We start from the raw sequence: 14,453 nt of genomic DNA on the forward strand, positions 1-14,453 counted from the left end.
GTACGGCCATGAGTACGGCGACGCGGCCGCGGCCGAAGCCGGCCCGCCTGAGCCCGGCAGACGTGGTGCGGACGGGCGGCTCGGGCCTGCGCTCGCGCCCGATGCGGGTGTTCCTCTCGGCTCTCGGCATCGCGATCGGTATCGCGGCGATGATCGGCGTCGTGGGCATCTCCACCTCCAGCCAGGAGGAGCTCGACCGGAAAATGGCGGCGCTGGGCACCAACCTGCTGACGGCCGCGCCCGGCCAGTCCTTCAGCGGCAGCGCGGCGCATCTGCCGGACGAGGCCGTCGAGATGACCGGTGCCATCGAGGGAGTGGAATCGGTCTCGGCGATCGGCAGGACCGACGCGAAGGTGTACCGCAACGACCACATGCCCGAGGAAGTGACCGGCGGACTCGGCGTGTACGCCGCCCGCACCGACCTGCCGGGAACGGTGGGAGTGGACGTGGTCGACGGCCGGTGGCTGAACGCGGCCACCTCCCGCTATCCGGCGGTGGTCCTCGGGGCGAGGGCCGCCGAACAGCTCGGCGTCCACGCGGCGGGCCCGGAGGCACAAGTGTGGCTCGGCGAGCGGTGGTTCACGGTGGTGGGCCTCCTCGCCCCGAACGAACTCGCCCCCGAACTCGACTCGGCCGCGCTCGTCGGCTGGCCCGCCGCCGAGAAGGAACTGGACTTCGACGGCTTCGCGACGACGCTGTACGCGCGAGCGGACGAGCCGTCGGTGCACGACGTCCAGGAGGTCCTGGGCGCGACGGCGAACCCGGAGAACCCCAACGAGGTGGACGTCTCCCGCCCCTCCGACGCACTCGCGGCGAAACAGGCGACCGACGACGCGCTGTCCGGCCTCCTCCTCGGCCTGGGCGCGGTGGCCCTCCTGGTGGGCGGCGTCGGCGTGGCCAACACGATGGTCATCTCGGTCCTGGAACGACGGGCGGAGATCGGCCTGCGCCGCTCCCTGGGCGCGACCAGGGGCCAGATCCGCACCCAATTCCTGTGCGAGTCCCTGCTGTTGTCGGCCCTCGGCGGCCTGGGCGGCGTCGCTCTCGGCATCGCGGTGACGGCCGGGTACGCCGGCTACCAGGGGTGGCCGACGGTCGTCCCCCTGTGGGCGATGGCAGGCGGCGTGGGCGCCACGCTCGTGATCGGCGGCCTCGCCGGCTTCTACCCGGCGGTGCGGGCGGCGCGCCTTCCGCCCACGGAGGCGCTGGCGGCGGCTTGAGGCGCGTGCCGCCCCCTGGCAGCCGTCAAGGGCCTCAGCACCGCCGGATCGCGTCCTCCGTGAGAGCGGCCAGGTCGGGGTATCCGTCGACGGCCATCGTGAGGTCGGCCTCGGCGAGGATCGAACGCAGTACGTGGACGATGCCGTCGACGCCGCCCAGGGCGAGGCCGTAGGCGTAGGGGCGGCCGATGCCGACGGCAGTGGCGCCGAGTGCCAGGGCCTTGACCACGTCCGTGCCGGTGCGCACCCCGGAGTCGAAGAGCACCGGCAGGTCGCCCGCCGCTTCCACGACACCGGGCAGGCAGTCGATCGCGGGCAGGCCGCCGTTGGCCTGGCGGCCACCGTGGTTGGAGCAGTAGATCCCGTCGACGCCGAAATCCCGGGCGCGGCGTGCGTCGTCGGGGTGGCAGATGCCCTTGAGGATGAGCGGCAGGGTGGTCAGGGAGCGCAGCCAGGTCAGGTCGTCCCAGGTCAGTGGCTTGCCGAAGACGCTTGCCCAGTGCAGGACTCCGGCGCGGGGGTCGGCGTCGAGGTCGGCGTCGACCTGGGAGCGGAAGTGGGGGTCGCTGGTGTAGTTGGCCAGGCAGTTGCCGCGGAGCTGCGGAAAGTTGGACGTGGCGAGGTCGCGGGGCCGCCAGCCGGTCACCCAGGTGTCGAGCGTGACGACGATCCCGGCGAACCCGGCCGCTTCGGCCCGGCGCACCAGGCTCTCGGCAAGATCGCGGTCGGTGGGGGTGTAGAGCTGGAAGAGCCCGGGCGTGCCGGAGAACTCGGCGGCGACGTCCTCCATGGGGTCCACGCTCAGCGTCGAGGCGCACATCGGCACGCCGGTCCGGGCGGCGGCGCGCGCGGTCGCGAGATCACCGTGGCCGTCCTGGGCGCACAGTCCGACGACGCCGATCGGGGCCATGAAGACCGGGGCCGGCCAGCGCGTGCCCCACAGCTCCACGGACAGATCCCGTTCGGCGGCCCCGACGAGCATCCGCGGCATCAGGCCCCAGCGGTGGAACGCCTCGACGTTGGCCCGCTGGGTGTGCTCGTCGCCGGCGCCACCCGCGACGTACGACCACACCGACGGGGGCAGCGCCTGGCGGGCACGCGCTTCGAGCTCCGCGAACGTCATCGGCAGGGTGGGCAGGACACCGCCCAGGCCGTTGAGGTAGATCTCGTTCTGGTAGTTGCCGAACGGCGGGTGTGTCACGGGCTGTGTCCCATCGCGAAGGGGATCGGCTGCCGCGCAGCGTAGGCGATCTACGAAGTGACGTCACCAGGGCGAGTGGAGTCGGCGGGAGGCAGGCCCGCGGCAGGTCACACGGTCTCCGGCGGACACCACTCGAGGAGCAACAGCGTCGCGTCGTCGCGCAGTTGGTTGTCGTGCCGGTCGAGGATGGAGTGGATGAGCTGCCGCAGCGCCTCCGGCGCCGACTCGCCCGCGGCCGTCGCCCGGATGATGCTGTCGGTGAACCGCTCCAGGCCGAACTCGGCGCCTCCTCCCGTACGCAGCTCGGTCACGCCGTCGGTGTACATGAGCACGCGGTCACCCGGCTGAAGGGCTTCCTCCTGGACCTCCCAGTCGACGTCGGCCAGCAGCGCGGGCGTCCCCATGGGCGGCTGGGCCGGCCGCTCCAGCGCACGGTCGAGTACGCGGTGGTCGCGGATCAGCAGCGGCGGCGGATGGCCGCAGTTGCACCATCGCAGGACGCCCTCGGCGAGGTCGAGCTGGGCGAAGATCCCCGTACAGAACTGCTCGGGCAGCCAGCGGGCGAGCGCCTGCTGGATGTTGTCGACGAGTTCGGGCAGCTCGGCCTCCGCCCGGCGGGCGTTGCGGCAGCCCGCCATGGCCACGGCCGTCGTCAGACCGGACGCCAGGTTGTGCCCCATGGCGTCCAGGATGGCCACGTGCAGGGTGGAACGGGTCAGGGAGTGGTCGAAGACATCGCCGCCGATCTCGTACGCCGGCTCCAGGACGGCGGTCGAGATCACGCGGGAGTTGCCGATCGTGCGGGGTGGCAGAAAGGCCCGGAGCATCTCGGCGGGGAGCTGCATGGTCGCGGACCGGGTCCGGCGCGCGAAGCTGTCGCTGGACGCCCGCTTCGAGGTGATCACCATGGCCAGGAGCGAGGCCAGCATGCGGCAGCGCCGCAGCAGCGCGCCGTCGATGGCGGGCGCCGTGGCGCCGATGACGCCGAGGCGCTCCACCCCGTCGATCAGGGGCAGCCAGGTGGTGATCCTGCCGTGGGCGAGCTCCTCGACGCGCAGCGCGTGGGCCCGGTAGGCCGAACCGGCCACCGAGGTGTCCACACCGAGGACGGGCGACCCCCCGGCCAGGGGCACCAGACTGCGCTGCTGCAGGTCCACGAGGTACACGTCGATCCGGTCGAGCCCGGTGGCGTCGGCGAAGCGCTGCACCAGGGCGGGGAGCTCCATGGGAGTCGCCGCGTGGGCCGAGGAGAGCAACTGTTCGAGCAGCTGTTCCCCGGGACCGGGCACTCTCGCTTGGCTCGCCATCTGTGATCACCGCCTCCCAGGCAGTCTCACACCGGAGCCCGGATCCCGCCCGGGCTGTTGATCGGTTCCGGGCCCTTGGGTCCGACGGGGAGGTGGCGATGGTCCCCGAGGGGAGTGAACAAGGTCCCGGTATGCGGCCCGCCGTCCGCGGAACCACTTGCGAGACCGCACGAACCGGGTGAGGAGAGGGCTGCTGCTGTGCCAAGGGGCATCGGTGTGAGCGACAGGCGCGCGCGGGGTGAGGTGGCCGGGCTGCCGTGGATCGAGGAGGCCGACCAGGTCGCGCCGCGGGACGCGCGTGAGCTGTCGAAGCTCTTCTTCGACCGGCTCCGGGCGCTGGAGGAGGGGACACGTGCGTACGAGTACACACGCGGCACCCTGATCGAGATGAACCTCACGCTGGTGCACTACGTGGCGGGCCGGTTCCGCCATCGCGGCAACGGTCAGATGGAGGACATCGTCCAGGTCGGGACCGTGGGCCTGATCAAGGCGATCGACCGGTTCGACGTGAGCCGCGGATTCGAGTTCACCTCGTTCGCCGTGCCCTGGATCCTCGGCGAGATCAAGCGCTACTTCCGTGACACGAGCTGGGCCGTGCACGTTCCGCGCAGGCTGCAGGAACTCCGTTCCGAACTGGCCCGCTCCCAGGAGAAGCTGGCCGCCGTGCTCGGCCGCGAGCCGACGGTCAAGGAGCTCGCGGCCGACATGGGGGTCACCGAGGAGCAGGCCCTGGAGGCGATCGTGGCCGCCAATGGGTACGCGGCCGGTTCCTTGGACGCCCCGCACGACGTGAGCGACGACGGCGAGGGGCACGCGCGCGGCCGCTCCCTCGCCGACGCCATGGGCGATCCGGACCCCGCCATCGAGGTCTTCGAGCATCTGCACTCCCTCGCTCCGCTCCTGGCGGAGCTCGACGAGCGGGAGCGCCGCATCATCGAGATGCGCTTCGGCCAGGAGATGACCCAGGCCGAGATCGGCGCCGTACTCGGCATCTCGCAGATGCACGTGTCTCGACTGCTCTCCCGCACCCTGGCCCGCCTGCGGACGGGCCTGCTCAGGGGCGAATGACGGGCCGCCCACGGGCGAACAGGAGGAACAGAGTGAGCAGGCGAGGGCGTGTCGGAGCGCCGGGGCCGATCAGTGGGCGGCGGTCAGATGACGCAGACCTGACGGCGCCTCGAGTTCGTCGAGCACGGCGACCGCGAGGTCCTCGGCGCTGATGCGGGAGCGGCCGTCGGGGTCGATCAGAAGGGTGTCGGTGCCGCGGCGGTAGGTCCCGGTGCGCTCGCCCGGCTCGAGTACCGCGGGTGGGCTGAGGAAGGTCCACTCGGCACCGGGATGGCTCTGGCAGGCTCGCAGCTGGTGGGTGCTGGCAGCTGCGAAGTCGCGCCATTCGGCGGGTACGTACGCGGGATTGTCGAGGACGAGCAGATCGGGCCGGTCCGGGCTGCGCAGCGGACCGGAGCCTCCCACGACAAGCACGGGCGTCCCGGTGGCGGCGGCCACGTCGAGAACTCCGGTGGTCGCCGGGGCCAGCGTGGCCTCGGCGCCGGGGGCGGGACGGATGGTCAGGACGGCGGCGTCGGCGGCGGCGAGGAGCGGTCGCAGGGCGTCGGGGTCGGTGACGTCCGCGGCGACCTGGTCGACCCGCTCCGCGAAGGAGTGCGGGGCGCCCGGGCGGCGGGAGACGGCGGTGACCGTGTGGCCGCGGCGCACGGCCTCGTCGGTGACGCGGCTGCCGACCATGCCGGTGGCTCCGATGACGGCGATCTTCATGTGAATCCTCACTTCTTGGGAGATCTGGCGAGCTGGCTGGGGGTGAGCTGCCCGGCGACGAGCGCCGTCAGGGCGAGAGCGAATCCGGCGATCTGGCCGGGCGTGAAGTCCTCGCCGAGGACGAAGGCGCCGATGAGCGCGGCGACCAGGGGCGAAAGCAGGACGAGCATGGCGGTCGCCGTGACCGGGAGGCGCCCGATGCCGCGGAACCACAGGGCGTGGGCGACGAAGCCGCCGACGGTGCCGAGCCACAGGTAGCCGGTGACCGCGGACCCGTCCAGGTGCGGGGGAGCGCCTTCGATCAGGAGGGTGAGCGGGAGCAGGACAAGGCCGCCGGCGGTCAGCTGCCAGCCGGCGAGCGTCACAGGGCCCACTTCGCCGGGACGGCTCCAGTGCTTGGTGAGGATCACGCCCAGAGCCATCGAGCCGGCGCCCGCGAGCCCCGCGACGATGCCGAGCCCGTCGAGCCGCGCGGTCGGCCCGAGGACGACGAGCCCCACGCCGACGGCTCCGGCGACCCCCCACGCGATGCGCCAGGCCGAGGGCCGCTCCCGCAGCACGACCACCGCGAGGCCCGCGACGACGAGCGGCTGTACGGCGCCGAGGGTCGCCGCGACACCGCCCGGAAGCAGCTCCGCGGTCACGAAGAGCAGCGGGAAGAAGGCGCCGATGTTGAGGGCGCCGAGCACGGCCGCCTTCCACCACCAGTCGCCGCGGGGCAGCGTGCGGGTCACCAGCAGGAGAAGCAGCCCGCCGGGCAGCGACCGCAACAGGGCGGCGAACAGCGGGTGGTCGGGCGGCAGGAGCTCGGTCGTCACCGCGTACGTGGTTCCCCACGAGGCGGGCGCGAGGGCGGTGGCGGCGATCAGCGCGACAGTGCCGCCCGCCAGGCCCTTGGCGACGGCGCTGCTGTTCCGGCTGCCATCTGTGGGGCGTGCGGCCCGCGGCCGTTGTCGGGGCGGTGAAGTGGTCATGCGGGAAGTCTCAGTCCGCCGCCATCAATCCGTCCAACATATGGTTGTCATCGGACCGATCGCGCTGGAAGATTGATCGCGTGGAACTTCGACAACTTCGGTACGTGGTCGCCGTCGCGGAGACGCGGAACTTCACCCGGGCCGCCCGGCAGTGCTTCGTCGCGCAATCGGCGCTGAGCCACCAGATCGGCGGCCTGGAGCGGGAGTTGGGGGTGAAACTGTTCGCCCGGACCAGCCGCCGGGTGGAGCTGACACCGGCCGGCGAGGCGTTCCTCGTCGGCGCGCGGCAGTGCCTGGAGGCCGCCGACCGGGCCGTGAGCGACGCGGCCGCGGCGGTGGGCGAGGTGCGCGGTCGGCTGGCGATCGGGATCATCCCCACGGTGACCGCGGTCGACATCGCCGCGGTCCTCCAACGCTTCCGCGAGCGCCACCCCCAGGTGCGGGTGAGCCTGCACGTCGGCGCCAGCGGCGCCATGGCGGCCGAGGTCGCTGCGGGTGACCTGGACGTAGCGTTCCTCGGCCTGGCAGCCGGGAACCCGCCCCAGGGCGTGGAGGCGCGGGAACTCGGCCGGGGGCGGCTCGTCGCCGTCGTCTCTCCCGCGCACGAACTCGCGGACCACGGCGAGGTCGCCCTCCGCCGCCTCGTGGACTGGCCCTTCGCCGACTTCCCCGTCGGTTCCGGGGGGCGGGTGCAGAGTGACCAGGCCTTCGAGGCGGCAGGTCTTGAGCGCGATGTCGCCTACGAAATGATGTCCGCCGAGCTGATGATGCGGTTCGTCGGCCGAGGGCTCGCCGTCGCCCTCCTGCCCGCCGCCATCGCCCACTCCAACCCGGACGTCCGCGTGCTCACGCTCACCGACGGCCCGAGCCGGGTCGAATATCTCGCCTGGAGCAAGTTCAACCCCACGCCCGCGACCCGGGCGTTCCTGAAGAGTGCTTTGCATGATCATGCGTGATGATGCATACTCTTCCTATGTCTAAGGTCCTCACCTCCCTTCCCGCCGGCGAGCGCGTCGGCATCGCCTTCTCGGGCGGCCTCGACACCTCGGTCGCGGTCGCGTGGATGCGCGACAAGGGCGCCGTCCCGTGCACCTACACCGCCGACATCGGTCAGTACGACGAGCCCGACATCGCCTCGGTGCCCGGCCGCGCGAAGGCCTACGGCGCCGAGATCGCGCGCCTGGTCGACTGCCGCGTGGCGCTCGTCGAGGAGGGCCTGGCCGCGCTCACCTGCGGGGCGTTCCACATCCGCTCGGGCGGGCGTGCCTACTTCAACACCACGCCGCTGGGCCGCGCCGTCACGGGCACGCTCCTGGTCCGGGCGATGCTCGAGGACGACGTACAGATCTGGGGCGACGGCTCGACGTTCAAGGGCAACGACATCGAGCGGTTCTACCGCTACGGCCTGCTCGCCAACCCGCGCCTGCGGATCTACAAGCCCTGGCTGGACGCGGACTTCGTGACCGAGCTCGGTGGCCGCAAGGAAATGTCGGAGTGGCTGCTCGCCCACGACCTGCCCTACCGCGACAGCACCGAGAAGGCGTACTCCACCGACGCCAACATCTGGGGCGCCACCCACGAGGCCAAGATCCTCGAGCATCTCAACACGGGTGTCGAGACCGTCGAGCCGATCATGGGTGTGAAGTTCTGGGACCCCTCGGTCGAGATTCCCGCCGAGGACGTGACGATCGGCTTCGACCAGGGCCGGCCGGTGACCATCAACGGCAAGGAGTTCGCCTCCCCCGTCGACCTGGTGATGGAGGCCAACGCCATCGGCGGCCGCCACGGCATGGGCATGTCGGACCAGATCGAGAACCGGATCATCGAGGCCAAGAGCCGCGGCATCTACGAGGCGCCCGGCATGGCCCTGCTGCACGCGGCATACGAGCGCCTGGTCAACGCGATCCACAACGAGGACACCCTCGCCCAGTACCACAACGAGGGACGGCGCCTCGGCCGGCTGATGTACGAGGGCCGCTGGCTGGACCCGCAGGCGCTGATGGTGCGTGAGTCACTGCAGCGCTGGGTCGGCGCGGCCGTCACCGGCGAGGTGACGTTGCGACTGCGGCGCGGCGAGGACTACTCGATCCTCGACACCACCGGCCCGGCGTTCAGCTACCACCCGGACAAGCTGTCCATGGAGCGCACCGAGGACTCGGCGTTCGGCCCGGTGGACCGGATCGGCCAGCTCACCATGCGCAACCTCGACATCGCCGACTCGAGGGCCAAGCTGGAGCAGTACGCCGGCCTCGGCCTGGTCGGCTCCGCGACGCCCGCCGTCGGCGCCGCGCAGGCGGCCGCGACCGGGCTGATCGGCACCGTGCCCGAGGGCGGCGCCGAGGCCATCGCCTCGCGCGGCGAGGTCTCCGGTGACGACGAGATGCTGGATCGCGCCGCGATGGAGTTCGGCACGGACTGACTGGCCCGGTCGGGCAGGTCTGCTGCTCTCTTCGGGTGGCGGGCAGTACGACATGGTTACTTTCTCCGGGCCTCGCGGGAGGACAACCAACGGCACTACCCGTATCTCTCAGGAGGCACATTCCCATGCGTGTTCGCTCCACCATCCTCGCTGCCGCCCTCACCGTGTCCGCCCTCGCACTCGGGGCCGGCACGGCCATCGCCGACGGCGGCAAGGGCTACGACCACGAAGGCAAGGGCGGCTACTTCAGCAACGTCGGTGGCCCGCTGGGCATCACCGAAGGCGCGGGCTTCTCCTATGACCACGAGGGCTTCTTCGGTCACCACCACCGCTGACCCCCTGGGCCGCACCACAAGCCCGAAGAGGCCCCGCATCCGCGCACAGGCGCGGGTGCGGGGCCTCACTGGTGCCGTGCACCGGTCGGCCGACGACCGGCTGGGCGCCGGTGCGATGTGTCAGTACAGCTTCTTCACGGCCGTGGCGGTCGTGGTCTTGAAATCGGCCACCTGGGCGTCGGCGAAGCCGCCCATCTGCCCCCAGTGGACGAGCGTCACCGTCCTGCCGTCGCGGCCCACCGCGTACATGTTGATGTCCGAGGCTCCCCAAGTGGCCTTGGTGTGGACGCCGTAGACGTAGGCGCCTTCCTCGGCGTTCACCTTGCCGTAGTACTTCTGCGCCGCGGTGATCTCGGGGTACTGCCGCATCACCTTCTTCGCGCAGCCGGCCAGGTCCTTGCGGACCAGCTCCGCGAAGTCCTTGGCCCGCTGCTCGCTGCGCTCGACCACCGTCACCTGCAGGGCCCCGGTGTCGAGGTCCGTGCGGTAGGCGCGGTGCACGGAGATCGACGGCAGGACCTCGCCCCCGCACATCGGCAGCGGGTCCGGCTGACCGGCCGTCACCGGCCCCGCGTACCAGTCCGACGACGCGTGCGGCGGCAGCTCGGACGGCGCCAGGAACCGCGGCGTACCGTCGGCGGCCGCAGCCGGAACCGTCCCCACCGCGACACCCGATGCGGCCACCGCCGCCGCCAGCGCCAGCAGCCTCACATTCACACGCACGCTCATCTTCCGTCTCCCCAAGTCGCTCTCGTCGACCCGCTGCTTCGCGCGGATCGGACCGCCCCCCTGCACGGCGATCTGTGCTCCCTACGACCCGTGGAGCGGCGCGATCGTTGTCCTCGCGTACGTCACGGCTCTGTCCCGCATGTCACCGGACGGCAACAACGGGCGGACCGCGGAGGTGAGTTGGAGGTGCCGGGGTCGGGTCCCGTGGTCACCATCCGGTGCCTCTCTCACGCAAAAGTGCGTTCTTCCAGGCCAGAGCACACTCACCTACGGTGAGTCAGTAACCAGATGAACTCGCCTGCGGACGCCGTGGAAGCTGCCTCCGTGGAGCGCGTGGGAGGAGTGAGTGGAATGGGTGGAGCACTGCTGGCCGATCATCGTGGGGAACCCGTCCGTACGGGCCGCGCCGCTGTCAACGGCACGAAGCTGCACTACCGGACGGCCGGGTCCGGCCCGGCTCTGGTGCTGCTGCACGGCGTGCCCAAGACCGGCTACCACTGGCGGTACCTCGTCCCGCGGCTCACGGCCCGGCACACCGTCGTCGTGCCGGACCTTCGCGGTCTCGGCGACTCCGACCATCCCGCGGGAGGATTCGACTCCGCGACGATGAGCGACGACATCGCCGAGCTGATGGCCCGCCTCGGCCACGCGTCCTACAGCGTGATGGGCGAGGACTGGGGAGCGGCCATCGGCTACCAGCTCGCCGCCCGGCATCGCGACCGTGTCGATGCCCTGGTGTTCGCGGAGGCATTGCTGCCGGGGTTCGGCTTCGAGGATCACACCGCTCTCACCGCGGAGAACGTCGAGGGCGGGATGCACCTGTGGCATCTGGGCTTCTATTTCCAGCCGGACGTTCCCGAGATGCTGATCGCCGGTCACGAACGCGAGCTGCTCACCCACATGTTGAAGTACGAGCGCAGCCACCCCGACACGGCCACGGCGGAGGCCGTCGACGAGTACGTGCGCTGCTACTCCATGCCGGGCGGCATACGGTCGATGCTGTCGATCTATCGCGCGATGCTCGTCGACGCCGAACAGAATCGCCGAGCCGCGCGGACGACGCTGGAGGTGCCCGTACTTGCGCTCGGCGGCTCGGCGTTCATCGGCGACCGCAACGAGGCCCAGATGCGTCTCCTCGCTCACGACGTCACCGGTCACGTCTTCGACGCGGGACACGACCTCGCCGAGGAGGTGCCGGACGAGGTGGCCGAGGTGGTGCTGGCGTTCCTGGCCGACCGATCCCCCCACCCGGCCGGGCGCGGGGGAGGAGAATCGCGTTGAGGAGCACCGGTGCCGAGGAGCGTCGAGGCTCCTGGCCGGCGGCACCGGTGACGGCTGTCGCGGGAGTGCGGCTGCCCCTGGTGTCGCCCAGGGGACGTCCTGTGTCGAAGACCGTGCCGTGCAGGACGGTGGGCGTCGCCCGAGCCCGTGGGCAACGACTGCGTGCGCCCCGCGGGGGAGCTCCCTTCCCCACGCGGGGCGCACTCCCTCAACAGGCACCCAGGGGCGCGGGAGTCTCCCCTGTTCGGGAACGGCACCCGGAGGTCTCGGCAGTCTCTCGTGCCGCATTTCCCTGCCGGGGCCGGTGAAACTCGCCCTCAGGGTGCGAGTTCCGGCCGCTCTCCTCGAGTAGGGCCATTCGGGGTAAAAGGGTTACGCCGGGGTGAAGGGCTTGAAACGAAGCTGCGAAGCCCGGCCGTGGCCTGTGTGTGGCGTCGTTGACCGTTCATGGAGCCAGGAGAGAAGTCAGGGCAGGATGAGGGCACCTGCGCTCAACTGCCCGTCGTCCATTGGATGAACAGCCCCGTACTGCCGAGCGGCGAGCACAGCCTGGAGCAGGACACCGGCCTGGAGCGGGACACCGGCGCCGAACTGCTCGGTGCCTACTGGATGGACAGCCCTGTACTGCGCAGGGGCGAGTGCGGCCTGTGTGCGGACCGGGCGGGCTGCCGGCCTGGTCCGGTGCGGTTCGCCGGGTGGAGTGCGGCGGTGTGGGTGCGCGTCCTCATGCTCGCCATCGCCGCGGCGTCGATCGTCGGGGCCATCGCCTGCGCCGTGCTCGGGTGAGCAGGTGAAGTCGCTCAAGGGGCGCACGCCGGGCGGACGTTCGGTGCGGCCGTGACGTGGGCGAACACCTCTTCCATCAGAGGCATGCGCCCGCGCGCGCTGTGTCACCGTGCGCCCCCAGTGCTCCCCTGTGAGCCGAGCGGCGTCGCTCTTTTGGCCCGGTCCTTCGCGCTCCGGCGCACTGGAGCAGGCCGGTCCGTGTCAATGCCACGGGCCGGAATGAGGCTTGCCGGAGTGGAGAATCGGCCAACTGGTGTTCACCGGCTGGCCGTTCGTGCTGTCAATCCCTCTTCTGCCCCTGGTGGGAGGGGTTTTCGGTCACTTGTCCGCAGGGTAGAACGCGCCGTCTTCCGGACGGGAGTGTTTGAGGGGGTGGTGACAGGGCAGTGGAGGCAGGCCATGGCCTGGCCTGGCCGTCGTGCGAGGTTGGGGCCTCGCGGAAGCTACTCGCCGGTTACTGCGTGCGGCAGCGGGAGCACTATCCGTTCAACTTTGGGGGGTTGCTATCCGGTGACCCACCGTGAAGACTGTGGCCGAGTTCGACCGGGACGAAGGTGGTTCGAGTGCGCACTGAGCAGAGCGTCGGACGGCGTCCGTCGGGTGTGCGCACCGCCTCACCCCGTTCCCGGGCACCCGGCCTCTCCGGGGCCGTCACCGGTTCGTAGGTGCATGGGGAAGTACGCGCGCAAACCAGCGGCGCGGAACGTTTCACTGGGGGATGAGTGATGTCGGCAAGGTTCGCACAGCAGGTGCCGTCCTTCGTCCGGGGGCGGGCGAAGCACCGACGTGCGCCGGGGCGGCCGTGTTGAGCCGGCCCACGCGGCGTCGTTGACGGACGGATGACAGCAGTGCAGCCCGGCGGGCACGCCAACTGCGCCTAGACCCGCGCAGACATCGGCCCGAGCGACGTGCGGGCCCGACCGGCCCGCCCGCATGCCGAGTTCAAGCCCGCGGGCGCAGCGGTGGCACGCATGCCCGGCCTTCGCCGTGCTCCGTCTGCGCGCGTTGCCCGCCCGACCGGGGACGCACGACGTCCACCGCCCGGCGCTCCGAACGCGACCGCCCGAGCAGCAGCCCGCCCGTGGCCCCACTGTGCCCGCGCGCGCCATCCAAGGGAGAGAAGTGACCAGCAGCGAATCGACAGAGGCACACTTAGACCAGCCCTTCACCACGCTCACCGACCGCTGGCGCTCCCTGCGCGAGACCGGGCCGGTGCGCTACGACGAAGCGCAGGGAGTGTGGCGCGTCGTCGACTACCAAGGGGTCGCCGCCGTGCTCGCCGACCCGGCGACGTACTCCTCGGACATGACCCCGATCGCCCCCTCGCAGGAGGACTTCGACGCCTTCAAGCAGGGCAACTTCGTAGGCATGGACCCGCCGGAGCACCGCAAGTTCCGCACCCTGGTGAGCCAGGCGTTCACCCCGCGCGTGGTGCACGGCCTCGAACCGCGCATCGAAGCAGTGTGCAGGCGCCTGCTGGACACCGTCGCGGACAGCGACAGATTCGACGTCGTCGACACCCTCGCCCACCCGCTGCCGATCATCGTGATCGCCGAACTGCTCGGCATCCCGCCGGACGACCACCCGCTGTTCCAGGAGTGGGCGGCCACCCTCTTCGGCGGCGACCAACTGGGCGAGACGCCCGACACGGCCGACCTGGAGCGCGCGCTCGAAGCCATCGCGCCGACCGTGCGCGAGATGAACAGTTACGTCCTCGACCACATCCGGCACCGCCGCGCCCACCCCGCCGACGACCTGATCAGCAAGCTCATCGCCGCCGAGGTGGACGGCGTGCGCCTGGAGGACCAGGAGATGGTCGGGTTCGTCGCCCTGCTCCTGGTCGCCGGCCACGTCACCACCACCGCCCTCCTCGGCAACGCCCTGGTGGCCTTCGACCAGCAGCCCGGCACCCTCACCACCCTGCGCGCGGAACCCGACCTGCTGCCCGACGCCGTCGAAGAGGTGCTGCGCCTGCTGCCGCCCTTCCCCGAACTGGGCCGCCGCGTCTGCAAGCCCGTGGTACTCGGCGGCCACGAACTGCCCGTCAACACCCTCGTCATGGCCCACCTGGGCGCCGCCAACCGCGACCCGAGCCGGTTCACCGCGCCCGACACCCTCGACATCCGCCGCGGCCCCAACAACCACCTGACGTTCGGGCACGGCATCCACTTCTGCTTCGGCGCGCCGCTGGCCCGCCTGGAGGCGCGGATCGCGCTGCGCATGCTGCTCGACGACTACCGCGATCTCGCCATCCCCTCCTACGCCGACGTCACGTACCAGAACCCGGCCGTCATCGTCGGCGTACGTCACCTGCCGGTCGAGGTCAAAAGGCCCTAGCGACCGGACCCCGGCGCGGGCGGCCACCGCCCACCCCGCCGGTCGGTGCGTCGCCTTACACGAGCCACAGTCAACGGGAGTGCCCTTC

At 71.2% G+C, this 14,453-nt stretch carries 13 protein-coding genes; 8 read left to right on the top strand and 5 right to left on the bottom strand.

Annotated elements, in window-relative coordinates; genetic code table 11:
* Positions 1 to 8 precede the first annotated feature (8 nt).
* Positions 9 to 1,220, top strand: coding sequence for an ABC transporter permease (locus AC0KTA_RS38475; protein ID WP_481052833.1), 1,212 nt, complete (start codon positions 9 to 11; stop codon positions 1,218 to 1,220).
* A 34-nt stretch (positions 1,221 to 1,254) separates the two neighbouring features.
* Here the strand turns inward: AC0KTA_RS38475 and AC0KTA_RS38480 are convergent, their stop codons facing one another.
* Both AC0KTA_RS38480 and AC0KTA_RS38485 read right to left on the bottom strand, forming a co-directional pair.
* Positions 1,255 to 2,421 (bottom strand): lactate 2-monooxygenase, encoded by a 1,167-nt coding sequence (locus tag AC0KTA_RS38480; RefSeq protein WP_481052834.1) that lies wholly within the window; start codon positions 2,419 to 2,421, stop codon positions 1,255 to 1,257.
* 107 nt (positions 2,422 to 2,528) lie between these two features.
* Positions 2,529 to 3,728: a PP2C family protein-serine/threonine phosphatase gene (locus tag AC0KTA_RS38485; RefSeq protein WP_481052835.1), complete on the bottom strand. Its 1,200-nt coding sequence runs from the start codon at positions 3,726 to 3,728 to the stop codon at positions 2,529 to 2,531.
* Positions 3,729 to 3,944: 216 nt separating this feature from the next.
* Here AC0KTA_RS38485 and AC0KTA_RS38490 point away from each other — a divergent pair, with 216 nt between their 5' ends.
* Positions 3,945 to 4,796, top strand: a complete 852-nt coding sequence (locus AC0KTA_RS38490) for a SigB/SigF/SigG family RNA polymerase sigma factor (RefSeq protein ID WP_481052836.1) — start codon at positions 3,945 to 3,947, stop codon at positions 4,794 to 4,796.
* A gap of 69 nt (positions 4,797 to 4,865) precedes the next feature.
* On the opposite strand, the gene AC0KTA_RS38495 is transcribed toward AC0KTA_RS38490, so the two are convergent.
* Together AC0KTA_RS38495 and AC0KTA_RS38500 are read right to left on the bottom strand one after the other, a co-directional pair.
* A complete protein-coding gene (locus tag AC0KTA_RS38495) occupies positions 4,866 to 5,504 on the bottom strand; it encodes an NAD(P)-dependent oxidoreductase (protein WP_481052837.1) in 639 nt (212 codons plus the stop codon).
* 8 nt (positions 5,505 to 5,512) lie between these two features.
* Positions 5,513 to 6,478, bottom strand: a complete 966-nt coding sequence (locus tag AC0KTA_RS38500; protein WP_481052838.1) for an EamA family transporter — start codon at positions 6,476 to 6,478, stop codon at positions 5,513 to 5,515.
* Between the two features lie 80 nt (positions 6,479 to 6,558).
* Here AC0KTA_RS38500 and AC0KTA_RS38505 point away from each other — a divergent pair, with 80 nt between their 5' ends.
* From AC0KTA_RS38505 to AC0KTA_RS38515, 3 genes are all read left to right on the top strand, one after another.
* Positions 6,559 to 7,434 (top strand): LysR family transcriptional regulator, encoded by an 876-nt coding sequence (locus AC0KTA_RS38505; RefSeq protein ID WP_481052839.1) that lies wholly within the window; start codon positions 6,559 to 6,561, stop codon positions 7,432 to 7,434.
* Positions 7,435 to 7,451: 17 nt separating this feature from the next.
* Positions 7,452 to 8,897 carry an argininosuccinate synthase gene (gene argG / locus AC0KTA_RS38510; protein ID WP_481052840.1) on the top strand — a complete coding sequence of 482 codons (1,446 nt, stop codon included), beginning with the start codon at positions 7,452 to 7,454 and terminating at the stop codon, positions 8,895 to 8,897.
* Between the two features lie 125 nt (positions 8,898 to 9,022).
* The gene (locus AC0KTA_RS38515; protein WP_481052841.1) at positions 9,023 to 9,232 is read left to right on the top strand and encodes a hypothetical protein; all 210 of its coding nucleotides are present in this window, start codon (positions 9,023 to 9,025) and stop codon (positions 9,230 to 9,232) included.
* Between the two features lie 120 nt (positions 9,233 to 9,352).
* Here AC0KTA_RS38515 and AC0KTA_RS38520 read toward each other — a convergent pair whose 3' ends face one another.
* Positions 9,353 to 9,961 (bottom strand): hypothetical protein, encoded by a 609-nt coding sequence (locus AC0KTA_RS38520; protein ID WP_481052842.1) that lies wholly within the window; start codon positions 9,959 to 9,961, stop codon positions 9,353 to 9,355.
* Between the two features lie 363 nt (positions 9,962 to 10,324).
* Here AC0KTA_RS38520 and AC0KTA_RS38525 point away from each other — a divergent pair, with 363 nt between their 5' ends.
* The 3 genes from AC0KTA_RS38525 to AC0KTA_RS38535 all read left to right on the top strand — a co-directional run bounded on the left by AC0KTA_RS38525 (position 10,325) and on the right by AC0KTA_RS38535 (position 14,365).
* The gene (locus AC0KTA_RS38525; protein WP_481056706.1) at positions 10,325 to 11,242 is read left to right on the top strand and encodes an alpha/beta fold hydrolase; all 918 of its coding nucleotides are present in this window, start codon (positions 10,325 to 10,327) and stop codon (positions 11,240 to 11,242) included.
* A 513-nt stretch (positions 11,243 to 11,755) separates the two neighbouring features.
* On the top strand, positions 11,756 to 12,028 hold the full coding sequence (locus AC0KTA_RS38530; RefSeq protein ID WP_481052843.1) for a hypothetical protein: 273 nt from the start codon (positions 11,756 to 11,758) through the stop codon (positions 12,026 to 12,028).
* A gap of 1,122 nt (positions 12,029 to 13,150) precedes the next feature.
* Positions 13,151 to 14,365, top strand: coding sequence for a cytochrome P450 (locus AC0KTA_RS38535; protein WP_481052844.1), 1,215 nt, complete (start codon positions 13,151 to 13,153; stop codon positions 14,363 to 14,365).
* Positions 14,366 to 14,453: the final 88 nt, after the last annotated feature.

This window comes from Streptomyces sp. Y309 (genome assembly GCF_056712025.1).

Excerpts from the sequence above, each read along its gene's own strand:
- AC0KTA_RS38475 (WP_481052833.1), top strand. The coding sequence starts at position 9 with ATGAGTACGGCGACGCGGCCGCGGCCGAAGCCGGCCCGCCTGAGCCCG.
- AC0KTA_RS38485 (WP_481052835.1), bottom strand. The coding sequence starts at position 3,728 with ATGGCGAGCCAAGCGAGAGTGCCCGGTCCCGGGGAACAGCTGCTCGAA.
- AC0KTA_RS38495 (WP_481052837.1), bottom strand. The coding sequence starts at position 5,504 with ATGAAGATCGCCGTCATCGGAGCCACCGGCATGGTCGGCAGCCGCGTC.
- AC0KTA_RS38500 (WP_481052838.1), bottom strand. The coding sequence starts at position 6,478 with ATGACCACTTCACCGCCCCGACAACGGCCGCGGGCCGCACGCCCCACA.
- argG (WP_481052840.1), top strand. The coding sequence starts at position 7,452 with ATGTCTAAGGTCCTCACCTCCCTTCCCGCCGGCGAGCGCGTCGGCATC.
- AC0KTA_RS38515 (WP_481052841.1), top strand. The coding sequence starts at position 9,023 with ATGCGTGTTCGCTCCACCATCCTCGCTGCCGCCCTCACCGTGTCCGCC.
- AC0KTA_RS38520 (WP_481052842.1), bottom strand. The coding sequence starts at position 9,961 with ATGAGCGTGCGTGTGAATGTGAGGCTGCTGGCGCTGGCGGCGGCGGTG.
- AC0KTA_RS38530 (WP_481052843.1), top strand. The coding sequence starts at position 11,756 with ATGAACAGCCCCGTACTGCCGAGCGGCGAGCACAGCCTGGAGCAGGAC.